This window comes from Larsenimonas salina (assembly GCF_023736155.1).
Taxonomy (GTDB): Bacteria; Pseudomonadota; Gammaproteobacteria; order Pseudomonadales; family Halomonadaceae; genus Larsenimonas; species Larsenimonas salina.
In genome coordinates this window covers 264103-287388 of record NZ_JAMLJJ010000003.1, presented here as the reverse complement: position 1 = coordinate 287388, position 23286 = coordinate 264103, and the positions used below count along the sequence as shown (strand labels likewise).

22 protein-coding genes are annotated in these 23286 nt (G+C 61.4%); 14 read left to right on the top strand and 8 right to left on the bottom strand.

Annotated features, from left to right (window positions below; genetic code table 11):
- Positions 1-53 precede the first annotated feature (53 nt).
- Together NAT23_RS08400 and gpmI are read right to left on the bottom strand one after the other, a co-directional pair.
- Entirely contained in the window at positions 54-1178 is a 1125-nt protein-coding gene (locus NAT23_RS08400; protein WP_251927371.1) for a murein hydrolase activator EnvC family protein, read from the bottom strand.
- 93 nt (positions 1179-1271) lie between these two features.
- Positions 1272-2825, bottom strand: coding sequence for a 2,3-bisphosphoglycerate-independent phosphoglycerate mutase (gene gpmI / locus NAT23_RS08395; protein ID WP_251927368.1), 1554 nt, complete (start codon positions 2823-2825; stop codon positions 1272-1274).
- A 180-nt stretch (positions 2826-3005) separates the two neighbouring features.
- Here gpmI and NAT23_RS08390 point away from each other — a divergent pair, with 180 nt between their 5' ends.
- The 10 genes from NAT23_RS08390 (at position 3006) to NAT23_RS08345 (ending at position 11384) form a co-directional block, all read left to right on the top strand.
- Positions 3006-3428, top strand: a complete 423-nt coding sequence (locus NAT23_RS08390) for a rhodanese-like domain-containing protein (protein WP_251593374.1) — start codon at positions 3006-3008, stop codon at positions 3426-3428.
- Positions 3429-3474: 46 nt separating this feature from the next.
- Complete coding sequence (gene secB / locus NAT23_RS08385; protein WP_251593372.1) at positions 3475-3942, top strand: protein-export chaperone SecB; 468 nt, start codon at positions 3475-3477, stop codon at positions 3940-3942.
- Between the two features lie 2 nt (positions 3943-3944).
- A complete protein-coding gene (locus tag NAT23_RS08380) occupies positions 3945-4676 on the top strand; it encodes a 16S rRNA (uracil(1498)-N(3))-methyltransferase (protein WP_251927365.1) in 732 nt (243 codons plus the stop codon).
- A gap of 158 nt (positions 4677-4834) precedes the next feature.
- Positions 4835-5797 carry a glutathione synthase gene (gene gshB / locus NAT23_RS08375; protein WP_251927360.1) on the top strand — a complete coding sequence of 321 codons (963 nt, stop codon included), beginning with the start codon at positions 4835-4837 and terminating at the stop codon, positions 5795-5797.
- 93 nt (positions 5798-5890) lie between these two features.
- Positions 5891-6448, top strand: a complete 558-nt coding sequence (locus NAT23_RS08370) for a YqgE/AlgH family protein (protein WP_251927357.1) — start codon at positions 5891-5893, stop codon at positions 6446-6448.
- 33 nt (positions 6449-6481) lie between these two features.
- On the top strand, positions 6482-6940 hold the full coding sequence (gene ruvX, locus NAT23_RS08365; RefSeq protein ID WP_251927346.1) for a Holliday junction resolvase RuvX: 459 nt from the start codon (positions 6482-6484) through the stop codon (positions 6938-6940).
- Complete coding sequence (pyrR, locus tag NAT23_RS08360; protein WP_251927344.1) at positions 6937-7434, top strand: bifunctional pyr operon transcriptional regulator/uracil phosphoribosyltransferase PyrR; 498 nt, start codon at positions 6937-6939, stop codon at positions 7432-7434. Before ruvX ends, pyrR begins: the two co-directional genes overlap by 4 nt.
- A gap of 1 nt (position 7435) precedes the next feature.
- A complete protein-coding gene (locus NAT23_RS08355) occupies positions 7436-8428 on the top strand; it encodes an aspartate carbamoyltransferase catalytic subunit (protein WP_251593362.1) in 993 nt (330 codons plus the stop codon).
- A 162-nt stretch (positions 8429-8590) separates the two neighbouring features.
- A complete protein-coding gene (locus NAT23_RS08350; RefSeq protein WP_251927341.1) occupies positions 8591-9442 on the top strand; it encodes an SDR family oxidoreductase in 852 nt (283 codons plus the stop codon).
- 562 nt (positions 9443-10004) lie between these two features.
- Positions 10005-11384 (top strand): dihydroorotase, encoded by a 1380-nt coding sequence (locus NAT23_RS08345; protein WP_251927338.1) that lies wholly within the window; start codon positions 10005-10007, stop codon positions 11382-11384.
- 1 nt (position 11385) lies between these two features.
- On the opposite strand, the gene NAT23_RS08340 is transcribed toward NAT23_RS08345, so the two are convergent.
- Entirely contained in the window at positions 11386-12270 is an 885-nt protein-coding gene (locus NAT23_RS08340; protein WP_251927335.1) for an NAD(P)-dependent oxidoreductase, read from the bottom strand.
- A gap of 291 nt (positions 12271-12561) precedes the next feature.
- On the opposite strand from NAT23_RS08340, the gene NAT23_RS08335 reads away from it, so the two are divergent.
- Together NAT23_RS08335 and rluF are read left to right on the top strand one after the other, a co-directional pair.
- Positions 12562-14142 (top strand): sodium:solute symporter family protein, encoded by a 1581-nt coding sequence (locus NAT23_RS08335; protein ID WP_251927332.1) that lies wholly within the window; start codon positions 12562-12564, stop codon positions 14140-14142.
- A 164-nt stretch (positions 14143-14306) separates the two neighbouring features.
- Positions 14307-15503: a 23S rRNA pseudouridine(2604) synthase RluF gene (gene rluF / locus NAT23_RS08330; protein WP_251927329.1), complete on the top strand. Its 1197-nt coding sequence runs from the start codon at positions 14307-14309 to the stop codon at positions 15501-15503.
- A 102-nt stretch (positions 15504-15605) separates the two neighbouring features.
- Here rluF and NAT23_RS08325 read toward each other — a convergent pair whose 3' ends face one another.
- On the bottom strand, positions 15606-16505 hold the full coding sequence (locus tag NAT23_RS08325; RefSeq protein WP_251927326.1) for a nuclease-related domain-containing protein: 900 nt from the start codon (positions 16503-16505) through the stop codon (positions 15606-15608).
- 153 nt (positions 16506-16658) lie between these two features.
- Between NAT23_RS08325 and NAT23_RS08320 the strand changes: the two genes are divergently transcribed.
- Positions 16659-17498: an NAD-dependent protein deacetylase gene (locus NAT23_RS08320; RefSeq protein WP_251927323.1), complete on the top strand. Its 840-nt coding sequence runs from the start codon at positions 16659-16661 to the stop codon at positions 17496-17498.
- Between the two features lie 8 nt (positions 17499-17506).
- On the opposite strand, the gene NAT23_RS08315 is transcribed toward NAT23_RS08320, so the two are convergent.
- Together NAT23_RS08315 and NAT23_RS08310 are read right to left on the bottom strand one after the other, a co-directional pair.
- On the bottom strand, positions 17507-19804 hold the full coding sequence (locus NAT23_RS08315) for a glycoside hydrolase family 3 C-terminal domain-containing protein (RefSeq protein ID WP_251927320.1): 2298 nt from the start codon (positions 19802-19804) through the stop codon (positions 17507-17509).
- Between the two features lie 50 nt (positions 19805-19854).
- Positions 19855-21177, bottom strand: a complete 1323-nt coding sequence (locus NAT23_RS08310) for an MFS transporter (protein WP_251927319.1) — start codon at positions 21175-21177, stop codon at positions 19855-19857.
- Positions 21178-21327: 150 nt separating this feature from the next.
- Here NAT23_RS08310 and NAT23_RS08305 point away from each other — a divergent pair, with 150 nt between their 5' ends.
- The gene (locus NAT23_RS08305; RefSeq protein WP_251593350.1) at positions 21328-22332 is read left to right on the top strand and encodes a LacI family DNA-binding transcriptional regulator; all 1005 of its coding nucleotides are present in this window, start codon (positions 21328-21330) and stop codon (positions 22330-22332) included.
- Here the strand turns inward: NAT23_RS08305 and NAT23_RS08300 are convergent.
- Together NAT23_RS08300 and NAT23_RS08295 are read right to left on the bottom strand one after the other, a co-directional pair.
- The gene (locus NAT23_RS08300) at positions 22329-22748 is read right to left on the bottom strand and encodes a YbaY family lipoprotein (RefSeq protein ID WP_251927317.1); all 420 of its coding nucleotides are present in this window, start codon (positions 22746-22748) and stop codon (positions 22329-22331) included. The genes NAT23_RS08305 and NAT23_RS08300 overlap by 4 nt on opposite strands.
- Before the next feature lie 10 nt (positions 22749-22758).
- Entirely contained in the window at positions 22759-23115 is a 357-nt protein-coding gene (locus tag NAT23_RS08295; protein WP_251927314.1) for a translation initiation factor, read from the bottom strand.
- Positions 23116-23286 lie beyond the last annotated feature (171 nt).

The following is a 23286-nucleotide window of genomic DNA, read 5'->3' as shown; positions in this document are numbered from 1 at the left end:
CTCTCCTTGGACGTGCTTGAGTACGTAACGGCGGCTCAGTGGCTAACGCCGGTTCAGTGACGCGATAGCCAGCGTAGTGGGTTGGTCGGATGACCGCCCTTTCGAACCTCGAAATAGAGCGCCGGCTGGTCGAGCCCCCCGGTGTCGCCCACGCGTGCGATGACGGCGCCTTTTTCAACGCGGTCGCCGGTGCTCACCGTGAGCTGCTGGTTATGGGCGTAAAGCGTCAGGACGTTACTGGCATCATCGACAATGACCAGATAGCCAAAGCCCCGAAGCCAGTTGGCAAACACAACCTGGCCGCCGGCCATGGCGCGTACGGAGCTTCCGGCCTTGGCGGCCAGCAGGATGCCATTTTTGTGTACGCCCTTGCCTTGACGGTAGTCCGTCAAAAGGCGAGCGCCCGTGACCGGATAGGTCCCTGTCTTGCCAGAGGCCTTGATCGTTCTGGGCGCCTCGGCCTGCTCTTCTTCGGCGGTCAGGCCCGAGCCTTGAGGGCGCGTACGGGCCTTTTCATGGGCCTTTTCGAGTTGACGCTGCATGTTTTCAAGCAGCGACTCGACGTGGGTGCGGTCATCCTCGAGCGAGGCCAGTCGTTGCCTTTGCGAGCTGTAGGTCGCATTGAGGCGCTCGAGGGCGCTTGCGCGCGTGCTGCGCTGGGCCGTCAGCCGATCACGTTGCTGGGTCAGGGCCGCGAGATTCTGTTCGAGTTCGCTCTGTTGCTGCTTAAGTGCCCGAGTGTTGTTGGCCAGATCCTGGTTCAGCTGCGCAAGCGCGTCCAGGCGCTCGCGGCGGGCCTTGTTCAGCACGTTCAGGTAATGCTGAAAACGGGCGATGCGGGTCGGGTCACCCTGGTCGAGCAGGAGCTTGATCTGCGGGTCCTGGCCCAGCCGATAAAGTCCGGCCATCTGTTTGGCCAGGGCCGCCTGTTGGTCGGCACGGTCTTGTTCGAGTGTGGTCTTGCGCTCATTGAGCGCGTCAAGCGAGTGCTTGATGTCCTGCTGCTGATTGATGAGCGTATCGATCTTGCGATGGGTCGTTGAAAGCTTAACTTCCGCTGACTTGAGGGCAGATCTGGCCTCGCGCCGGGCGCTTGACGTGTCGTCGAGCTCGGAGCGCGTGGTTTGAATCGTCTGGTTGATGCGCTCAAGGTCCGCTTTCGAGACCTCCTCACCCAAAGCTCCCGGTATGAAACCGGGAGCCAGAGTCAGAAAGCACCCCAGGCATAGGGCCTTTCGCGCGTGATTGAAAAATGCACGCATGAGCTTGAATCAGTCCGGGGTCACCAGGGAGCGGCCGGTCATTTCGGACGGCGCCTCTTCACCGAGCAGCGTCAGAAGTGTCGGTGAAATATCGCAGAGGCTGCCATCGTCGCGGATGGTGTCTGCGCGCTCGCCGACGTAGATCAGCGGCACCAAAAACGTGGTGTGCGAGGTGTGCGGGTTGCCGGAGTTCGGGTCGACCATCATTTCACAGTTGCCGTGATCGGCGGTGACCAGACATTCGCCGCCGACCTCGTGCATGGCCTCGATCACGCGGCCAAGACAGGTGTCGACGGTCTCGACGGCCTTGACGGCGGCATTGAAGTCGCCGGTGTGGCCGACCATGTCGCCGTTGGCGTAGTTGCAGATGATCAGGTCAAAACGCTTGTCGCGGATCGCCTCGACGAGCTTGTCGGTAATGCCTTCGGCGCTCATTTCAGGCTTCTGGTCGTAGGTCTTAACGTCGCGTGGCGACGGCACCAGAATGCGTTCCTCACCCTCGAACTCGTTTTCCTCGCCGCCGGAGAAGAAAAAGGTGACGTGCGGGTACTTTTCGGTCTCGGCGATACGCAGCTGCTTGAGCCCGCGCGCGGCGGCGACTTCACCCAGTGTGTTCTTGAGATCGCTTGGCGGGAAGGCAATCGGTGCTTTGATGTCTTCGGCGTACTGGGTCATGGTCACGAAATTGACCTTGGGCGGTGTGCGCTCGAAGCCGTCGAACGACTCGCTCAGAAATGCGCGGCTCAGTTCGCGGGCGCGGTCTGAGCGGAAGTTGGCGAACAGCACCGTATCGCCATCATTGATGGTGATCGGCGCGCCCTCGGGCTGAATGCTGGTGGCCTCGACGAATTCGTCGGTCTCACCACGCTCATAGGCTGCATTCAAGGCATCCATCGCGCTCTTTGCCGTATGTCGGCCCTTGCCGTCGGCAACGACGCGGTAGGCGTCCTCGACCCGCTCCCAGCGGTTGTCTCGGTCCATGGCGTAGAACCGGCCGACTACCGAGGCGATCTGGCCGGTGCCAAGCTCGGTCAATGCCTTGTCGATCCGCTCGATCGAGTCGCCTGCGCTTTTCGGGGCAGTGTCACGACCGTCGGTGAATGCGTGCAGGTAGACCGACTTGGCGCCGCGGCTTTCGGCCAGTTTCAAAAGCGCAAGCACGTGGTCTTCATGGCTGTGCACGCCGCCCGGTGACAGAAGGCCCATGACGTGTACGGCCTTGCTGGCCTCGACCGCCTTGTCGATGGCGTCGGTCAGTACATCATTACGCTCGAGCTCACCGTCTTCGACGGCCTTGGTGATGCGCGTCAGTTCCTGATAGACGACGCGGCCGGCGCCCAGGTTCATGTGACCAACCTCGGAGTTGCCCATCTGCCCTTCAGGCAGTCCGACGAACCCGCCATCGGTGTGAATCAGCGTATGCGGATAGCGGGATTTCAGGTCATCCATGACCGGCGTGTTCGCGCTGTAGACGGCATTGTTTTCCGTAGCGTCGTTTTGACCGACGCCATCGAGAATGATCAACGCCACGGGACGTGGACGGGATGTCGCTTCCTTCGTCATGAAATCGCCTCAATTAGCTGGTTCGCGTAAGGTGCACTTTCAGGCATCATACCCCACGCCCACTACCACGTCAGCCGGACGTCAGACGGCGGCTTGTGTATACTGGGCGCGCTTTTTTCCGGAGGGCGGCGCGCGCGATCACGCCCTCCAGAGTCAGGATCTCCCAAGAGTGTAGGCCCAATGTTCGATCAATTTTTAGAGTTTGCCCAAAATCACCTCGTGCTGGTCAGCATCTTCGTGGTGCTGCTGCTGGCGTGGCTGGCCTTTGAAACCAAGCGCAACGCCGAAGGCGGTGTGACTTCCGGTGAAGCCACACGCATGATCAACCGCGATGAAGCCGTCGTGGTCGATATTCGCGAGCCCAAGGAATACAAGGCCGGCCACATTGCCGGTGCTGTCAATATCCCGGCCGGCAAGCTCGAAAAGCGCATGAACGAGCTTGAAAAACACAAGGACACGCCGGTGATCGTCGTGTGCAAGTCAGGCCAGACCGCAGGTCAGTCCATGACGACGCTCAAGGCCGCCGGTTTCTCGAAGGCCGCCAAGCTCAAGGGCGGCATGGCGCAGTGGCAGGCAGACGAACTGCCGGTCGTGCGTCGATAACCCATAACCGCATCGAGCGACTCGATTCATTTTCAAGGGGTATGTGATGTCAGAACAAAACGCCACCGAGCAGGGCCAGGACGACATTCAGTTCGCGCTTCAGCGCATCTACGTCAAGGACATCTCGTTCGAGGCGCCCAACTCGCCCTCGGTCTTCCAGCAGCAGTTCCAGCCGCGGGTCAAGCTGGATGTGGACAACGGCTACACCGCGGTCGGCGACGGCGTCTATGAAGTGACCGTCAAGATCACCGCCCAGGTCTACAACGGTGCGGAAGAAACCACGGCGTTTCTGGCGGAAGTCGAGCAGGCAGGGCTTTTCACCATTTCCGGTCTGCCGGACGCTCAGCTCGATCACACCCTGAACGCGTTCTGCCCGAACGTTTTGTTCCCTTATGCCCGTGAATGCATCGATAGCCTTGTCAATCGTGGCAGCTTCCCGGCGCTGATGCTGGCCCCGGTCAACTTCGATGCCATGTACGCTCAGAAACAACAGGCCGCCCAGGCGACCAACTGAGCATGAGCACCCGGCTTTATGTAGATCAGGCGCTGCCCCTCGGGCAGCGTCTTTCGTTACCGGAAGGGCCTGCGCGTCACCTGGCGACCGTATTGCGGGCGCGGGTCGATGAGTCGGTCCGGCTGTTTGACGGCCACGGCCGTGAGGTGGAGGCCAGGGTGACGGCCATCACCCGCAAGCAGGTCGAGGTCGAGATCGAACGTGAGTGCTCACCCATGCCAGAATCCCCGCTTGAAGTGCATCTTGGCCAGGCAATCTCCAAGGGTGATCGCATGGATTATGCGATTCAGAAGGCGGTCGAACTCGGTGTGAGTGAGATCACGCCGCTTTATACCGAGCGCGGCGATGTACGGCTCAAGGGGGAGCGGGCGGCCAAGAAGCTGGCCCACTGGCGAGGTGTGGCACTCAGTGCCTGCGAGCAGTGCGGGCGGGCACGCGTACCGACGCTTCACGAGCCGTGTGCACTCGAGGACTGGCTTTCGGCGCGCGAGGAGCCGCTGCGGCTGGTGCTCCACCCCGGCAAGCCTGGCTGGCAGGACCTGCCTGAGCCGCCTGAGGCGGTCTCGGTACTGATCGGCCCTGAGGGGGGCCTTGGCGAGGCGGAAGTCGAACGCGCTGGCCATCATGGCTTTCAGCCGCTGGGGCTTGGGCCCCGCGTGCTTCGAACCGAAACCGCGCCCGTGGTTGCGCTGACGCTTTTGCAGGCGCGCTACGGAGACCTGTATACATCCTGAATCGGTCGGCTCATTCAACGAGCTGCGACCTTTCTGCGACGGTGTTTGCACCGATCGGTCATGGTATCGCGTCAGACCATGTCGCATACTACGAGCATCAAGAGAAACGGGCCTGCGCCCGTTTTTTGCATGAATCGACAGGATATCGAGACCGCTCCATGGCTGAACGTGCATTGAATATCGGCATCGTGATGGATCCGATCGCTGACATCGCCTACAAGAAAGACACTTCCCTTGCCCTGCTCTGGGCGGCCCGCAAGCGTGGCTGGAACCTCTACTACATGGAGCAGAAACACCTGTTTCTGAACCAGGGCGTGGCCATGGCCACCATGGCGCCGCTCGACGTGTTCGAGGACGCTAACCACTGGTTCGAACTTGGCGAGTTCGAAGCGCGCCCCCTAGCCGAGCTTGATGTGGTTCTGATGCGAAAGGACCCGCCGGTCGACCACGAGTTCATCAACGCAACGCACCTGCTTGGCTTTGCCGAGCGCGAGGGCGTATTGGTGGTCAACCCGACTCAGGCGCTTTTGACCTGCAACGAAAAGCTCTTCGCTCAGCAGTTTACGCAGTGCCTGGTGCCGACCGTGGTGGCCTGTGAGGATCACGTGCTGCGCGCATTTCACGCAGAACAGGGCGACACCATCTTCAAGCCGCTGGATGGCATGGGCGGCTCGGGAATTTTCCACGTCGGCCCCGAAGGGCGCAATCTGGGCGCAGTGATCGAGCAGCTGACCCTTCGCGGCCAGCGCCAGATCATGGCTCAGCGCTACATCCCGGAAATTTCCCAGGGCGATACCCGCATCCTGCTGGTGGACGGCGAGCCGGTGCCCTATGGGCTTGCACGCATTCCAAGCGCGGGTGAAGTGCGAGGCAATCTGGCGGCCGGTGGCCGGGGGGTTGCCCGCGAACTGACCGACCGTGACTACTGGCTGGTCGAGCAGGTCAAACCCGTCATCAAGTCGCTTGGCCTGATGTTTGTCGGGCTCGATGTCATCGGTGATTACATCACTGAAATCAACGTCACCAGCCCGACCTGCGTGCGGGAAATCGATGCCCAGAAAGGCACCGACATTCCAGCGCTTCTGATGGACGCCATCGAGCGCCGCCTCCAGCAGGCCTGAGCACATCCCGAATCAAGTGTTACACTGCTACGCATTCATTTACAGACGGCCGCTTCCTGGCGGCCGTCGCTGCGAACGATGTACGGGAGGCTCATGAACGGCTTGCAAGATCACTTTTTGCTGGCAATGCCTCACCTCGATGATGGCCACTTTGCCGGTACGATCAGCTACCTCTGCGACCACGACGACAAGGGCACGCTGGGTCTGATCATCAACCAACCGCTCGCGCTGACCCTCGCTGGGCTGCTCGAGCAGCTTGAGATCGATGGGTCCCATTCCCGTCACAAGGATGAAACGGTGCTCTATGGCGGCCCGGTCCACAAGGACCGAGGCTTTATTCTCCATCGCGGTCAGGCCGCCGATTGGGATTCGAGCCTGCAGGTCACGCCAGACATCGCACTTACCACCTCGATGGACATTCTTCACGCCCTGGCCGACAACCACGGCCCGGACGAGATGCTGATCTGTCTTGGCTGTGCGGGCTGGGAGTCCGATCAACTGGCCAAGGAGCTCAAGGACAACACCTGGCTCACGGTCGAGGCGACGGCTGAAATTCTCTTTAATACCCCGCCCGAGGCGCGTCTGGACAGTGCTGCGCGCCATCTGGGCGTTGACCTGCATCTTTTGTCGCGTGAGGCCGGCCATGGCTGATCCGATGCGACATGCGGCCGGGCGTTGTCGGCCATGAGCGCCGGGCAGCGGCTGGTACTCGCGTTCGATTTCGGCTCACGGCGCATCGGCGTGGCGGTCGGGCAGGAAATGCTTGGCACCACCACGGCGCTCGAGCCCCTGACGGCGCGTGACGGTATTCCAGACTGGAACGTGGTCACGCGTCTGATCGAGGAGTGGCAGCCGGATCTGTTCGTGGTGGGTCTGCCGCTCAATATGGATGACAGCGAGTCGGAAATGAGCCTCAGGGCGCGAAAGTTCGCCAAGCGGCTTTACGGTCGCTACGGCAAGCCGTTTGAAATGGTCGATGAGCGCGGCACGACCCGCGAGGCCAAGGCCATTGCCCACGAGCGTGGACACAAGGGCAATTACCGCGAGCACGGCGTGGATGGGCTGGCGGCCCAGCTGATTCTGGCCGGTTTTTTCCAGCGCGACGACGTGATCGGCGCACTGCTTTCGGAGATCGAACGATGACCCTACCTTCCGTACCGGCGCTCCTGGACCGTTTGGCGGCCGCCACCCGCGCTCACCTTGATGAGGCGCCAACGCCCCCGACTCTGGTTGGTCTTCATACCGGAGGTGTCTGGGTCGCTCAGGCGCTGGCCGAGCGGCTCGGGCTCGATGGGCCGATCGGCACGCTGGACATCGGTTTCTGGCGCGATGATTTCGACCGTCAGGGCCTGCCGGCTACGCGTCGAAGTACGGAGCTGCCGTTTGAGATCGAGGGCGCTCACGTGCTCTTGATCGATGATGTCGTGATGTCTGGACGGACCATTCGAGCGGCCATGAACGAGCTCTTCGATTTCGGGCGGCCTGAGCGCATCACGCTTGCCGCACTGATTGACCTGCCCGGACGCGAGCTTCCGATTCAGCCCGATCTGGTCGGCGAGCGGTTGACCCTGCCAATGGGGCAGCGGGTCAAGCTCAACGGCCCCGACCCTTTGTCCCTTTCGCTCAAGGAGTCCTGACATGCAGATTCTTCCGCCGGCCACCCCCGAGGACGTGCAGCTCACCCGCGATGGGCGCCTGCGCCATTTCCTCGACATCAAGGGGCTTTCAAAGTCGCTTCTGACCGAGATTCTCGATACGGCCGACAACTTTCGCGGCATCGGTGACGCTCAGGTCAAGAAGGTGCCGCTTTTGCGTGGGCGCACGGTGGTCAATCTGTTTTTCGAAAACTCGACCCGCACACGGGCCACGTTTGAGCTGGCGGCCAAGCGCCTCTCGGCAGATGTTCTGAACCTCGACATCAGCGCCTCCTCCGCGTCCAAGGGCGAAACCCTGCGCGACACCCTGTTCAATCTGGAGGCGATGCAGGCCGATGCCTTTGTTGTGCGCCACAGCGACTCGGGGGCAGCGCACTTTATTGCAAGCCAAGTCACACCGAACGTTGCGATCATCAACGCAGGCGATGGCCGCCACGCGCACCCGACCCAGGCGATGCTCGACATGCTGACGATCCGGCGCCACAAGGGCGCGTTCGAAGCACTCAAGGTCGCCATTGTCGGAGACATTCTCCATTCGCGGGTCGCGCGCTCCCAGATTCACGCGCTCAAAACGCTTGGCGCCGGTGAAGTGCGAGTGGTTGCGCCGAATACACTGCTTCCGACCGACATCGAGTCCATGGGCGCACGGGTCTTTACCGACCTCAAAAAGGGCCTTGAGGACGTCGATGTGGTGATCATGCTGCGCCTTCAAAAAGAGCGTATGGATGGGGCACTGCTGCCCTCTGAAAGCGAGTATTACCGCTACTACGGCCTGACCCGCGAGACGCTTTCCTACGCGCACCCAGAGGCCGTCGTCATGCATCCGGGGCCGATCAACCGCGGCGTCGAAATCGAATCGAGTGTGGCCGATGGCCCGCGTTCGCTGATTCTCGATCAGGTCACCAACGGCATCGCGGTGCGCATGGCGGTGATGTCGATGGCGGTCAGCGGACAGACCCAGCAAAACGCCGCCTGAGCCGAACCCCCCTTTTCCATCCTCCCTTTCGAACACTCCCTTTAATCATGATCGGCGTCGCCTTCAGGCGGCGCCGATCGGTCTCCTTGCATGCGCGGCGTGAGTGTCTACGGTCACATAAGGGAATACGCCCTTATCCGCTGCGCAAAAGGAGTTTGCCGCATGTCCGATCAACACTTTCCCGAGCAGGATCAGTCTCAACCCGGGCACGAGCACAAGATGACGCCGGAACCCGAGTACATTCGAGACGACTACGAAGGCTCAAAAAAGCTCAAGGGCAAGAAGGCTCTGATTACCGGCGGCGACAGTGGCATTGGCCGCGCGGTGGCCGTGCACTTTGCCCGTGAAGGCGCTGACGTCGCGATCTCGTATCTCTGTGAAGACGCCGACGCCGAAGAGACCCGCAAACTGGTCGAGGCCGAAGGACGCCAGTTCGTGGCGTTTAAAGGGGATCTTGGTGAGGCAGCGTTCTGTCATTCGCTGGTCGAGGAAAGCGTCAAGGCCCTCGGCGGGTTAAACGTTCTGGTCAATAACGCGGCCGAGCAGCACGATGTCGAGGGGTTGGAGGCGCTGTCGGAAGAGCAGATTCGCCGCACCTTCGATACCAACATTCTGAGCCAGTTTTATGTCGTCAAGGCGGCTCTGGCGCATCTGGGGGACGGTGACAGCATCATTTCCTCCTCGTCGATCAACGCCTTCAAGGGCAACGATACCCTGATCGATTACTCCACCACCAAGGGCGCCATTCAGGCGTTCATGCGCTCGATGGCAATCAATCTGGTGGGGCGTGGCATTCGCTTCAATGCGGTTGCCCCTGGCCCGGTGTGGACGCCGTTGATCCCGGCAACCATGGATGAGGAGAAAGTGGCGCAGTTCGGCGGTCAGGTGCCGATGAACCGCGCCGGACAACCCTCAGAAATGGGGCCGGCCTACGTCTACCTCGCCTGTAAGGACAGCAGCTACATGACCGGTCAAACCCTTCATTTGAATGGCGGGGTCGTGGTCAATACCTGATCGCTCCCGCCTTCCTGCGTCACTGAAAGCGCGCCTTCGAGCGCGCTTTTTTTCGGTTGACTCCCCTTGAGGATGTGTCACCGTTAATGCTTTTTTCTCTGAATTTTTTCGATTTTAAGCCATTTTTCCGTCCATATTTGTTTATTGAGAGCGTTACGGGCGCCAGGCGTCATGTTGAATCGTTGCTTGCGTATGTGCCTTGGATAGCCTGTGCGACGTGGGTGATACGTGCGCCGTATTGGGGTTTGTACGGCATCGCCTGCATGGGGGGCTTTTAATCGCGGCTTTCTGCGTTTGAAGGGCGCGGCTGCAGATGTATGTGTGAAAGCGCTCAAAGCAGCGGGGCGATTTAATGGCCGCACTGACGCAAAATTCATTTAATTAGAAGCGTCTCACGTTATTTCTGCTGCCAGTATTTTCTCGATTTAGCACGTTTAGTTAATTAGCTTGGTATCTATATTTCTGTGATACGGTTTTATGTAATAAGTTACGTAATAAGATCGAACGTATTACGCCGCCCGTCTTCATGCGTCTTTCCCATGCGGTAAAAGGCGGGCAGGACATGCGTTTTTTACCCCTGACAAAGGGCGCTATACTCTGGCGCGACGCTCATTTCCCGAACGAGGCCTTCATGTCGCGCATCCCGTTTACTGCTGCTGAACTTGCCGAACGCTATACCCTGCATGGGGCGCATGTACTGGATACGGCGCAAGGGCTCAATGGGGTCTACGACGTGCACGTGGAGCGCGGGCGCATCAAGGCGCTTGGCAAGGCACCGGTGGGGTTTACACCGGAGCAGAGCTGGTCACTGGAAGGGTGTCTGATAACGCCTGGCCTGATCGATCTTGGGCCGCATCTGCGTGAGCCGGGGCCGAGCTACAAGGGCTCGCTTGCCTCGGAGGCTCGTGCAGGGCTTTCGGGGGGCTATACCACGCTGTGCCCGAGGCCGGACACCGCCCCTATTCTCGATAACGCGCCGCAGATTCAAACGCTACTTACCAAGGCCCGAGCGCTCGAGGGGCCACACATTCTGCCGCTCGGGGCGCTGACCAAGGGGCTTGAGGGTGAGCTTCTTTCCAACATGGCCGGCCTCAAGGCCGCCGGATGTGCGGCATTGACCAACGGTCGCGCGCCAATTACGGACACCCGGGTCGCGCTTCGCTGTCTTGATTACGCCGCGACCTTTGATATTCCCGTGCACATTCAACCAGAAGACGCCGCGCTCGCAGCCGGTGGCTGCGCGCACGATGGCGCGGTGGCAGCTCGGCTCGGACTCAGTGGTATCCCCGCGGCGGCCGAGACCATCGCGCTTGCCCAGTGGCTGGTGTTGGTCGAGCAGACCGGCGTTCGCGCGCACTTTTCAAGGCTCTCCACGGCCAAGGGCGTTGAGGCCGTCGCGGCGGCCAAGGCGCGGGGGCTTCCGGTTACGGCAGACGTCAGCATCATGCATCTGCACTGGACGGATCAATTGCTGGAAGGGTTTGACAGCCGCTTTCATTTTCAGCCGCCTTTGCGGAGCGCACACGACCGCGACGCGCTCCGAGCGGGGGTCGAGTCTGGGGTGATTGACGCCATCGTGAGCGACCACCTGCCCCATGAAGCGGCAGCTAAACTGGCACCGTTTGCCGAATCACAGCCCGGCATTACCAGCCTCGAAACCTGCTGGAGCATGGGGATGGCGCTGGTCGAGGAGGGGGTCTTGTCGCTTGAGCGACTGATCGACAGCCTGACCGCAGGTCCCGCCCGGGTGCTGGGGTGTGCAGCCGGCACGCTTGAGGCGGAGTGCGCGGCGGATATTGCCATTTTTGATCGTATTCATCGCTGGACGCCAACCGAAGGCGCGTGGCAATCGGTTGGCATCAACACGCCGCTTGCCGGCGTGTCGATGAACGGGCGTTGCGTGGCGACCATTGTGGAAGGAAAGCTTCGCCACGTGCTGTAACTCAGCCGCGTTTCAGGGTGTCCATGTAGGCGTAGATGCTTGCGATGTCATCCTTGGCGTGGCCCTGACCATCAGCCTCGCGCCAGAACGCCTCGATGCCTTGAAGGCCGGGCATCGGGGTGGTGTCCGCCGCTTCAAGGGCCAGTCGCGCATCCTTGAGCCCCCACTCAAGCGCCATCTGCGCCTCGAAATCTTCACTCTTGATCATGTCCAGCTTGGCCTTGACGTAGGGCGCGGCCAGCGGCCCGCCGTCGAGCACGGACCAGAAATCGTCGGTCGAAAATCCAAGCGTTTTTGCAAGCTGCGCGCTCTCGGCGATGCCTTGCATCATTTCGATCAGCCAGGCGTTAACCACCAGTTTCATCCGCGCCCCGGCGCCGGCCTCGCCAAGCCAGCGAGCCCCCTTCGAGATGGCCTCGAACACCGCATCGATGTGCGGGGCCCGTTCGCGTTCACCGCTTGCAAGCACCAGTACCTGGGCGTTTTCGGCCGGTGCCTTGGTGCCGGAAACAGGTGCGTCGATGACTACGACATCGGGCCGCTGCGTGGCGATGGCCTGCACCAGATCGTCGGTCGGCTCGACGCCGAGCGTACCCATCTGTAGGAACGTGGCGTCCTTTTGCATGGCCTCAAGCGCGCCCTGGTCGAACATCACCTCTCGGGTCGTGTCGATGTCGGGCAGCATGGTGAGCACCACGTCAGCGCCGCGTACGGCGTCTGCGGGAGTATCACAAAGCGTAGCGCCCTGTTGTTCGAGGTCCTCGCCTCTAGCGCGTGTGCGGTTCCAGAGCCGGAGCGTGAACTCGTTTTTCAAGAGATTCGCGGCAAAGGCATGGCCCATGGCGCCAAGTCCGAGGACGGCAACGGTGATGTGGGAATGTGACATGTAAGCCTCTTGTCGATGGATCTAAACGGTGTGCCTATCGAGCCTAGCGTAAGCGCTCGCTACAGGCTTTGCCACGGCATTGCCCGGATGATGGCGCGCTGGCCTTGCTTTGGGTTTCTACTAATTTAGGGGGTGTTTTCGAACCCCTTTTTCGACCGCCAACTATAGTAAACAGGGTCATGTGAACCGGGACGTTTGAACAGCGTCATCGGCTAGCGCACTCGAGACGAGCCGGTACCAAGAGGCGCGATGCACATAACAACAACCGCGCGGTGATGGACAGGGGGCAGCATGAGTCATTTCACGATCTGGGACACGCTGGTGCTGGTGGCCTACATCGCTCTGACTGCGGCAGTCGGGGCCTGGGTAGGCCGTAAGCAGGGATCGACCGAAGATTACTTTCTGGGCGGCCGCAAGCTCCCCTGGTGGGCAGTAGGGCTCTCGGTGATGGCGACCCAGGCCAGTGCCATTACCTTCATCGGTGCGCCGGGCTGGGGGTATGAGGGCGGGCTCGAGCGGCTGATCACGTTTGTGAACGCCCCGCTTGCGATCGGGTTTCTGATCGCGTTTCTGGTGCCGATGTTTTATCGAAGCGGCGTCTACACCGTCTATGAATTTCTCGAGCGTCGGTTCGATGTACGGGCCCGTGTATTGGCGGCGTGTCTGTTCCTGCTGGCCCGTGGGCTTGCCACCGGCATCGTACTCTACGCCCCGGCGCTGGTGCTGTCGGTGGTAACCGGTTGGCCAGTCAACTGGACCATTCTCCTGATGGCGGTCATCGCGGTCAGCTACACGGTACTTGGCGGTATCAGCGCCGTCATCTGGACCGATGTGATGCAGATGCTGGTGCTGTGGCTCGGGGCTGGCCTCAGTATGGTCGTGATGCTCGATGCCCTGCCCGGCGGCTGGAGCGAGGTGATCAGTGTCGCCCGCGATAACGACATGCTGCACCCGATCAACCTCGACACGGCGCCATCGGCCACCTATAGCCTGTGGGCTGGTGTCGTGGGTGGGTTCTTCCTGCACGTGGCGTATTTCGGCGCCGATCAAAGCCAGATTCAGCGCGTGCTCACAAGCCGCTCCGAACATGAGAGCAAACGCTCACTCATTCTCGGCGGTTTTCTGTTGGTGCCGCAGATGATGCTGTTTCTGTTCATCGGCATCATGCTCTACGCGTTCTACGCCCACACAGGCGCCCCGAATGTCGATAACCCCAATGAGCTGTTTCCCCGGTTCGTGGTCACCGAGTTGCCGCCGGGCATTTCCGGGCTGGTGGTGGCCGGTGTATTCGCCGCGGCGATGTCGAGTCTCGACTCGGCGCTCAACTCACTCTCGGCGGTCTCGGTCAGAGACATCTACCAGCGCTTCATCAAGAAAGACGCCTCCAGCGCGCACTACCTCGCGGCCTCGCGTTGGGCCACGGTGCTCTGGGGCGTGTTTGCCACCTGCTTTGCGTTCTTTGCAGACAACCTGGGGCCGGTGATCGAGGCGGTCAACAAGGTGGGTTCGTACTTCAACGGCGTGCTGCTCGGGGCGTTCTGGCTGGCGATCCTGAGCCGCCGCGTCAATGCCTCCGGGGCGTTTTTCGGACTGGTGATCGGGGTGGTGGTGGTCTGGAGTCTAACGAGCGTCGTCGAGATGTCCTGGCTTTACTACAACCTCGTCGGCGTGGTCGTGGTGGTTGTGGCCGGGCACCTTGTCAGCCGCTGCACCGGCGGGCGCCCGTCGGTGTCACAGATTAAGGGGCTGACGTTTGCCCGCCGCCCCGAGAAGGACGCCGCCACGACACCCTCGGTACGCGGCTGGATCATCGCCCTGATCCTCTATTTCTTCGGCTGGATCGTGTTTCTATTCTGGCTGCAGTCGCTGTGAGCCGATGACGTCACGCTGTCGGTAAAAGATCAGCAGAGTATGTCGCATGTCGGGCATGCGCAGTCGTTGAATGCGTCACGTTTTTTCGCCCTGAACGCTAACGTTCCGGGGGCGGTTTGCGACATACTTTGCGCACTTTGGGACGTTTTACGGTGTTTGACGCTATGTCATTTCGACAATCCACCCGCATCAACAAATACATCAGCGAGAGCGGCATGTGCTCCCGGCGAGAGGCGGACCGCTTCGTCGAACAGGGCAATGTCTGGATCAACGGACGTCGGGCGACGACCGGCGATCAGGTTGCGCCGGGGGATCGGGTCAAGGTTAATGGCCAGGAGATCGAGCCGACGGAAGACGATGATTTCGTGCTGATTGCATTGAACAAGCCGCCCGGCATCGTCAGTACCACCGACTCAAGCGAAAAGGCCAATATCGTCGACTTCGTTGGCCATGGCGCGCGAATCTTCCCGATCGGACGGCTGGACAAGGACTCCGAGGGGCTGATCTTTCTCACCAGCAACGGCGATTTGGTCAACAAGATCCTTCGGGCGGGCAACAACCACGAAAAAGAGTATCGCGTGACGGTGGATAAACCGATCACCGAGCGCTTCATCGACGGTATGCAGCAGGGCGTACCGATTCTCGGCCAGGTGACCAAGCGCTGCCGGGTAGAGAAAGTATCGGCCAACGTATTCGACATTACTCTGGTGCAGGGGCTGAATCGCCAGATTCGTCGCATGTGTGAGTATTTCGGGTACGAGGTCACTCGGCTCGTGCGTAACCGCATCATGAACGTGTCGCTCAAGGGGCTGGCGCTGGGGGATTGGCGAGACCTCACGCCGAAGGAAATCGACGGCATTGTCGCGCAGACCCAGCAGTCCGAGAAGGTCGCGGACAAGGGCCGCTCAGCCCATGGCAAACCCGCGTCCAAAACGGGTGCAAAGAGCCATGACCACGCCTCTGGCAAGCGCTCGGCCGCGAGCCGATCCGCGGGCGGCGCGAAGAGCAAGACGAGCGGCAAGGGCGGGGCCGCTGGCCGTCATACCGCAAAATCGGGCGCGCAGGGCTCGGCCAAACCGCCGGGGAAAGGCGGCTCAGCCACCAAGAACAAACCCGCCACGAAAGGTAAGCCGTCGGCGAGCGGAAAAGCGGGCCCTAAGGGCACTTCGAACGCGACGAAGGGAACTTCCGCCACCAAGAGCAAACCGGCAGGGCGACACGCCGCGAAACAGGGCGGTGCCGGGTCCGGCAAGGCAGGCGCACCCGCCAGGAAATCAGGCCCGCTCAAGGCGCGTGGCAGCGGCAAGTCGCGTCCTGCCAGTGGCGGCGGCCGCTCAGGGCAGGGACGAACGAAACGCTGAGATTCGTGACGTGGATGACCGGGCGGGCATCACCTACCGTTCATCGCCGATGAGCCATGGCCTGGTCGACACCGTGCTTCATGTATGCCTCGAGGGCGCCGATCACTTCGAGGGAAAGTGCACGTTACCGGCCGTCCAACGGGTCAACAGGGTATGCAGCGCCTTGTGCTGAGTCTCGCTTAGACGGTGCTTGGTGGCACCCAAATCGCCGAGCACGTCGAGCAGCTGGTGGCCGCCGAGCACGCGCACATCGGGGCCTGCCTGTCCGCCCTGAACATGCCAGGCCGGCAGTGCCACGACGCCGGTCACGCCAATGGGTTCGCCAAGGCTGACCTCGAGCTGCTGTGAAAGCCAGCGGCACATCGAGCGTGCCTCGCGGATCGGTTGGTGCTCACGCATGTGGGGGAAATGAAGCTGTTCCTTTTCAACCACGACCGGCTGACCGAGGTCGATATGAGGTGGGCGTGTCCGTGCCTTGGTCACGACGCTGTACACGCCGGCAGGCGTCAGAACGACCGCGCTGATGCTGCCTTGAGGTGTGGGCAGGTTATTGAAGACGGCAAATCCGCCATCGCCCTTGCCATCGAGCGGGCGCAGAATATCGGCCACTGACAGCTCACAGGCAAGCCCCAGTTTGAGGCGATGTATGCGCTGATAGGTCGCGAGAATCATCCCGCCGAGCACGAACACGATCAAGGTGCTCACGAACCCGTAGATCGCCCATTCGAGCCAGTTCTGGCGGTCGGTAATCACCATGCGGCCCATGCCGAACACGATCGGCGTCAGTGCGACCAGCGGGCCGAGTGAGGCCTCCAGATACAGCCGGATCAAGGCGTCATCGAGCCGTTTTCTAAGACTCTGGCCCGGTTCGTTCAGCGCCCGCCCGTTGATCGGTGAAAAAAAGCGGTGATAGAACAGATGCCGCAGGCTGAACACCACCACCATCGTGGCCAGCATCGGGGCGATGAACATCAGCGGTAGAAGGAAATCCAACCCGTACATGGCGGGCTCCTGAGCGTAGCGAAATCAACGAAATGGGCGCGTGAATCGCCAGACACTACACTACCCGTACTGACCGTGAAAATGCTGCATTGGCGGCAGACTGCCAGCTCGGGCCTCGAGTTCGGGCGATTATAACTACCGTGATACAGCGACATGAGTGAGACTGCAATGGATGACTCGATCAACGCGCTACGGGCCCACCTCGAGCGCCATGGCCCGATGTGTGTACTCACTGGCGCGGGCGTCAGCACCGAAAGCGGCATTCCCGATTATCGCGACGGCGAAGGGCAGTGGAAACGGCCCCCGCCGATGTCCCATCAGGCCTTCATGAAAAGCGAAAGTGCACGAAAACGTTACTGGGCACGGAGCCTGGTGGGGTTTTCAGCGCTGGGCACGGCCCAGCCGGGGATGGCGCACGAGGCGCTTGCGCGCCTTGAACGTGAGGGGCTTGTCCAGGGCATCATTACCCAAAATGTGGATCGCCTTCATCAAAAGGCCGGGAGCCGCAACGTCATCGACCTTCATGGACGGGCGGATGTGGTGCGCTGCATGGCGTGTCGGTGGCTTCTCAAGCGCACGGTCTATCACGAATGGCTTGCCAATAGAAACCCGAGCTGGACTGCGCTCAAGGCTGAGGTTGCCCCCGATGGCGACGCCGACCTCGATGCGGACGATTTTTCCGACGTTGATATTCCGCCGTGCCCGCGCTGTGGCCACGCCATCATGAAACCCGATGTGGTCTATTTCGGCGATAACGTGCCGCGAGATCGGCTGGCCCGCGCGATGTCGTGGCTGGATACCTCGGGCGGGCTGTGGGTGATTGGCTCATCACTTATGGTGTTTTCGGGCTTCCGCTTCGCCCGGCAGGCGCATCGCGCCGGAAAGCCGGTGCTGTGTCTGAATCGAGGCCATACCCGCGCCGATGATCTGTTCACCCTGAAGGTCGAAGCCCCCATCGGCAAGACCATGGCCGCCCTGGCGGGCGGCGCATGAGGAGCCGATCAAGCACCATCTGACGGGCGGCTCTGCTCCAGGCGTTGAAGCAGCCGCTCGAGCTGAGCCTCATCGAACGCCCCCTGGGTAAAGGACACCAGCGCTCGAAGCGGCAGGTAGCGCATCATGGCCTCGATCATGTCGTCGCTGTGATCGTCGCTCGGGTCGTCGGCAAAGCCTGTCAGAAGCGGGTTTTGCGCGGCCAGCGGCGCAAGCGCGTCGTGAAGGATACGTTGGGCGGCCTCAATGCCTGAAAGATCACCGACCAGGGTATTGCGATCAAGCGCGGGCCAGCGTGGCGCATCACCGCTCACATACAGTTCCTGCGTCAGACGCAGGTCGGCCGAGGACGCCCCGAGGCTGATAGAGAAGCTGCCGGTCGGCACCCGCCAGTCATTTGTGTCGACGTCGAAGTAGGCAAAGTCACGTCGAGCGAGAGTAAACCTCAGCGTGGCTGATTCGCCCGCCTCGAGGTGTACCTTCTCAAAGCCGCGAAGCGCCTTGGGCGCCACAGGCACCGCGTGCGTGTGATCGCTCACATACAGCTGAACGATTTCCTTGCCGGCGCGCTGGCCGCTGTTGGTGACGCGCACCGTGACGTCGAGGGTGTCATCGGCGCTTATGCGTGCCTCTGAAAGCGTCAGATCCTGATAGGTGAACGTGGTGTAGCTCAGGCCGTGGCCAAAGGGAAAGAGCGGCGCCACGTTTTTGGCATCGAAGAAGCGATAGCCGACAAAAATCCCCTCAGCGTACTCGACGACATCGCCGGTGCCGGGAAAGTGCAGGTAGCAGGGGGTGTCTTCAAGCCGGTGCGGAAAAGTCTCGGCGAGCTTGCCGCAGGGCGAGACCTCGCCGAACAGCAGATCGGCCACTGCCGCGCCCACGGCCTGTCCGCCCAGATAGGCTTCGAGCACCGCAGAGACTTTTGAAAGCCAGGGCATTGCCACCGGCGAGCCATTGGCGAGCACCACAACGGTATTGGGTTGAACCGCGTGTACGGCATCGATCAGCGCGCGCTGATTGGCCGGGATGTCCAAGTGCGTTCGGTCATAGCCTTCCGATTCATACCGCTCAGGCAACCCGAGAAACAGCACCGCGACATCGGCGCGCTGCGCGTGGGCCACTGCGTCCTCCAAAAGCGCCTGATCGGTGTCGTCGCGGTCGATCTCAAAGCCCTTGGCGTATTGCACCTTGTGGCCCGTCGCGTTCAATGCCTCAAGCGGTGTTTCAACGCGGTACGGGTTGACGTGCGAGCTGCCGCCGCCCTGAAAGCGCGGGCGTTCGGCAAATTCGCCGATGACGGCCACGCGCTGATTCGTACTCAGCGGAAGCGCTCCGTCATTTTTGAGCAGCACCATGGACTCTCGCGCGACGTGTCGCGCCAGCTGATGGTGCTCGTCCAGATCGACGTCTGTGTCGGTGCGGTCTTGCGTGTGCGCCCGCTCGATGAAGGCGAGCAGGCGCTCGACCGCCTGATCCAGCACGCCCTCACTCAGCGCGCCCGACTCGACCGCGTTCACAATCTGGCGGGTGCGGGTGTCGCCACTGGTCGGCATTTCGAGCTCAAGCCCGGCCTCGAGGCCCGCCACGCGGTCATTCACGGCGGCCCAATCCGAGACCACGATGCCGTCGAAGCCCCACTCCTTTCGAAGAATCTGGGTCAAAAGGCGCGAATGTTCGCTGCAGTAGGGGCCGTTCATTCGGTTGTAGGCGCACATCACGGTCCAGGGCTTGGCCACCTTGACCGCCTCTTCGAAGCTTGCGAGATAAATCTCGCGCAGCGTGCGCTCATCGATGCGGGCATCGACCGACATCCGGCGATGCTCCTGGTTGTTGGCGGCGAAATGCTTGAGCGAGGCGCCGACCCCCTTCGACTGAACGCCCTGAATGTGCGCGCTTGCAAGCCGGGAAGAGAGTACCGGGTCTTCGGAGAAATACTCGAAGTTGCGACCGCACAGCGGTGAGCGCTTGATGTTGGTGCCCGGCCCGAGCACGACGCTTACGTTCTCGCTCTGGGCCTCGTCCCCGAGGGCTTCACCGATCCGGGTCAGAAGCGCCGTATCCCAGGAGCTTGCAAGCCCGGCCGCGGTCGGAAAGCAGGTTGCGGGGAGGCTTGCAAGGAGGCCTGCGTGGTCGGCGCCCGGGCCATCGGGCTGTTTGCGAAGCCCATGTGGGCCATCAGAGAGCATGATGGCAGGCACGTCGAGACGCTCGATGGGCCGGGTGTTCCAGAAGTCCTGCCCCGAGCACAGGGCGGCCTTCTCCTCGAGGGTCATCTCGGCAAGTGTGTCGGCAATCGAACGCATGAAAGCTCCTTTTTAAAACAGGGGGAGCCGACGAACCCGTCGGCCCAGGATCAGTTGGATGTCGGTTTTTGTTGGCGAATGGTGGTCATGGCGGCGTCGCTTAGCGGGTAGATCACCATTAAAAGCGCCACGCCCAGCGCACCGAGCGCCGGCAACAGGCTCATCATGGATTTGATCAGGGTCAGCACCGTCTCGCTTTGGGCCGCGTTCGGCACGTAGCCGAACGCGCTGAACAGCGTGCCGGTCAACAGCCCGCCCACGCTCATGCCGAACTTGTGGCTGAAGGTGACGGCGCTGGTCGAGGCGCCGGTAGCGCGGCGGCCCGAGCGGTATTCAACGAAGTCGGCAATGTCGCCGACCATCGCCCACATGGTGGCCGCGACGATGCCCGCCAACAGCTTGATCAGCATGAACACCAGGAAATACACCGGAGCGGCCATGTCGGCGGCAACGAAAAACGCGCACAGCACGGTCGCGTAGGCCAGGTTGGCCCAGATCATGACCTGGCGCTTGCAGAACCGGCTCAACACATACTGGTTGAGCAGCACCCCGCCGATCAGCGCCATATAGCCGCAGGCGAGAAACAGCGACACGCCGTCTTCATCGCCGAGGTAATACTTGAAGAAGTAGATCGCCACCGAGTCCGGCATCAGCATCAGGGTAAAGATCAACGTGCAGATCGCGAACATCAGCCAGAAGGGTTTGGCCCGGGCAACGTCCTTGAAACTGGTTATGGGGCTTCCGGCGCTGTCGCCCTCGGTGTGGCGCTCGCGCACGCCCTTGAACGTCATCAGCAGCACAAGGCAGGTAATGGCGCCGTAAAGCGCGAACACCAGTGAAAACCCGAGCGCGTCGTCGCCATCACCGAGCGTCTTGACCATCGGGAGCGTCGTGTAGCTTATGACGACAAACGCCACGTAGGAGCAGATGACGCGGACGTTGCTCAGATCCCGACGCTCCTGATTGTCGGTCGTCATCGACACCGGCAGCGCCGAATAGGGAATGTTGGCCAGCGTATAGAACCCCATGAGGGCGATGTAGGTCGCGAAGGCGTAGACCACCTTGGCGGTGCCGGTCAGCTCCGGCGTGGTGAATGTCAGCGCAAGCAAAATGCCAAGCGGCAGCGAAAACCATAAAAGATAGGGCCTGAGCCGGCCGAAACGCGTGCGGGTTCGATCGCTCAGAACCCCGACGACCGGATCCGTCACCGCATCCCAAAGCCTTGCCACCAGAAACAGCGTGCCCACCAGCGCCGGGTCGATGCCGAATACGTCGGTGTAGAAATACATCAGATAAAGCGCCACCGACGCCCAGGTGAAGGCAAACGCGAAATCCCCGATGCCAAAGCTTAGTTTTTCTTTTCTGCCGAGCATGGATCACTCCGATTGGGAATGTAACTAGTTACATATGTAACTGGTTTCATGCTAGTGACGCCGTTGTGGGTTCGGTATTGATCTTTTGTCGATAGCGCCTAAAGTCGATCCTCTTCATACTTCGCCCGAGGCAGGAATATAAGGAAAACCATGGCCAACATTCGTGACGTGGCAAAAAAGGCGGGCGTATCGGTGGCGACCGTGTCGCGTGTGATGGCGGGCAACGTGCCGGTAAGCGAGCAGACGCGAAAGCGCGTCCAGAAGGCGATGAAGGCGCTCGATTACGCGCCGAACGCCTTTGCGCGCTCGCTGGCCTTCAATCGCTCGTTCAACGTGGGGCTTGTGATTTCCCATCTGGCCGCGCCGTTTCTGGGGCGGTTGATGACCACGGTGGAATCGACGCTCAGGGCCTCGAACATGTCGCTGATCGTGGCCTCGGGCCAGAGCGACGCCGAGCAGGAGCAGTCCGCGATCCGATTTCTATTGGACAAGCGCTGCGACGGCTTGATCGTTCATGCCGATGGCATGAGCGACGCCGCACTCACTGAACTGGCCGGTCGCGTGCCGCTGGTGGTGCTCAATCGCCACGTCGAGGCGATCGCCGCGCAGTGCGTGGTGGCCGACAACCACCTTGGGGAGTATCTCGCCACCCGGCATTTGATCGAGTTGGGGCATCGGCGCATCGCCTGCCTGACCGGGGCGCTGTTCAAGCAGGATGCGCGGCATCGTCTGGCAGGCTTTCGATGCGCCATGGCCGAGGCCGGACTCGAGGTGCCGGCCGGCCGGGTCATCGAGGGCGATTTCACCGAGCCCAGTGGTGCCGCCGGCGTTCGGACGCTTCATGAGCAGGGCGCTGGCTTCACGGGGCTTGTGGTCGGCAATGACGAAATGGCCATCAGCGCCATGGGTCAGCTTCGGGCACTTGGCTACGCGCTGCCGACCGACGTCTCCGTGGTCGGCTACGACGATGAGCTCTACGCGCGCCACATGGTGCCAAGCCTTACGACCGTGCACGCACCGGTCGAGGCGATGGCCGAGTGTGCGGTCAGGCTCATGACCTCATTGATCGACGGGGAGAGCGTCCTGAGCCCGCCCGAACGATTCACCCCGCAACTGATCGAGCGTGATTCCGCCTGTCCGCCGCGCATGGTCTAGGGCGCTGGAGCGCTCAGGGAGACATCGGCCTGGCGGGTCGGTGCACCTTGAGTGAGGACCGGCACCGGTTTGGGCGTCTCAAGAAGCGTTTTACCGTTTGCGCTCAACCGCGCCTCGAGCGTGTAGCGATGGGCGTCATCCAGCGCCGAGCGGTCTACCTGCAGCGCGAAGGGTGTGGGCGATTGCTCGACCTCGTTGGCCGTTGTCTCGGCGATCAGGCCGTGGTCACGGTCTGCGTCGCTCACACGAACCGTCAGGGTCGCGCCCTTCGGTATCTCGTAGTTTTTTGGATAGCTCGCCCTGCCGGTGAGCGGTTCAAACGCAGGGCCCCCAAGGCCAAGCAGGCTGCAGCCGGAGAGGCTCATAAGCGTCAGTGCCGCCAGGGCGGCGGTCTTTAGAGTAGGCATTCGGTGCATCAACAATCTCCTAGCCGCCGGCCAGCTTGACCGTGAACCCGCGTTTTTCAAGTTCGGTTTTGAGCACATCCCGGTGATCGCCCTGAATCTCGATCATCCCGTCATCCTTGAGCGTACCGCCGCTGCCGCAGCGCTTCTTGAGGGCCTGGGCCAAGGGCTTGAGCTCGGCCATCGTCAACGGCACCCCTGAAACAGTGGTCACGCCCTTGCCCTTGCGCCCGGACGTTTCACGCCTGAGCCGAACGATGCCGTCGAGGCCCGCCAGTCGCGCGTCATCGGCGGCGGCCGGGTCGTCGTCGGCCTTTCGCTGATCGCCGCCATCGGTTGAATACACCAGCGAGCTGAGTTGGTCCTTGAGTGATCCCATGCTGTTCTCCTTGCAAGGCAATCCGGCGAGCATACCAAACCGGGGCAAATAAACGAAAAGCACGCATTTTGGGGTGTTTTAGGGCGCTTTACACGCGGCGAACCCACGTACAGTAAGCGTATTAAAAAGCTAACCCTTTCGAGGGCTAAAAAGAATTAGTCTTGATTGGTG

Bases quoted from the DNA above. Each gene is read 5' to 3' on its own strand.
- gpmI (WP_251927368.1), bottom strand. From the start codon at position 2,825: ATGACGAAGGAAGCGACATCCCGTCCACGTCCCGTGGCGTTGATCATT.
- NAT23_RS08315 (WP_251927320.1), bottom strand. From the start codon at position 19,804: ATGCGTTCGATTGCCGACACACTTGCCGAGATGACCCTCGAGGAGAAG.
- NAT23_RS08370 (WP_251927357.1), top strand. From the start codon at position 5,891: ATGAACGGCTTGCAAGATCACTTTTTGCTGGCAATGCCTCACCTCGAT.
- NAT23_RS08325 (WP_251927326.1), bottom strand. From the start codon at position 16,505: ATGTACGGGTTGGATTTCCTTCTACCGCTGATGTTCATCGCCCCGATG.
- rluF (WP_251927329.1), top strand. From the start codon at position 14,307: ATGTCATTTCGACAATCCACCCGCATCAACAAATACATCAGCGAGAGC.
- NAT23_RS08380 (WP_251927365.1), top strand. From the start codon at position 3,945: ATGAGCACCCGGCTTTATGTAGATCAGGCGCTGCCCCTCGGGCAGCGT.
- ruvX (WP_251927346.1), top strand. From the start codon at position 6,482: ATGAGCGCCGGGCAGCGGCTGGTACTCGCGTTCGATTTCGGCTCACGG.
- secB (WP_251593372.1), top strand. From the start codon at position 3,475: ATGTCAGAACAAAACGCCACCGAGCAGGGCCAGGACGACATTCAGTTC.
- NAT23_RS08295 (WP_251927314.1), bottom strand. From the start codon at position 23,115: ATGGGATCACTCAAGGACCAACTCAGCTCGCTGGTGTATTCAACCGAT.
- gshB (WP_251927360.1), top strand. From the start codon at position 4,835: ATGGCTGAACGTGCATTGAATATCGGCATCGTGATGGATCCGATCGCT.
- NAT23_RS08355 (WP_251593362.1), top strand. From the start codon at position 7,436: ATGCAGATTCTTCCGCCGGCCACCCCCGAGGACGTGCAGCTCACCCGC.
- NAT23_RS08345 (WP_251927338.1), top strand. From the start codon at position 10,005: ATGCGTTTTTTACCCCTGACAAAGGGCGCTATACTCTGGCGCGACGCT.
- NAT23_RS08390 (WP_251593374.1), top strand. From the start codon at position 3,006: ATGTTCGATCAATTTTTAGAGTTTGCCCAAAATCACCTCGTGCTGGTC.
- NAT23_RS08340 (WP_251927335.1), bottom strand. From the start codon at position 12,270: ATGTCACATTCCCACATCACCGTTGCCGTCCTCGGACTTGGCGCCATG.
- NAT23_RS08320 (WP_251927323.1), top strand. From the start codon at position 16,659: ATGAGTGAGACTGCAATGGATGACTCGATCAACGCGCTACGGGCCCAC.
- NAT23_RS08305 (WP_251593350.1), top strand. From the start codon at position 21,328: ATGGCCAACATTCGTGACGTGGCAAAAAAGGCGGGCGTATCGGTGGCG.
- NAT23_RS08335 (WP_251927332.1), top strand. From the start codon at position 12,562: ATGAGTCATTTCACGATCTGGGACACGCTGGTGCTGGTGGCCTACATC.
- NAT23_RS08310 (WP_251927319.1), bottom strand. From the start codon at position 21,177: ATGCTCGGCAGAAAAGAAAAACTAAGCTTTGGCATCGGGGATTTCGCG.
- NAT23_RS08350 (WP_251927341.1), top strand. From the start codon at position 8,591: ATGTCCGATCAACACTTTCCCGAGCAGGATCAGTCTCAACCCGGGCAC.
- NAT23_RS08300 (WP_251927317.1), bottom strand. From the start codon at position 22,748: ATGCACCGAATGCCTACTCTAAAGACCGCCGCCCTGGCGGCACTGACG.
- pyrR (WP_251927344.1), top strand. From the start codon at position 6,937: ATGACCCTACCTTCCGTACCGGCGCTCCTGGACCGTTTGGCGGCCGCC.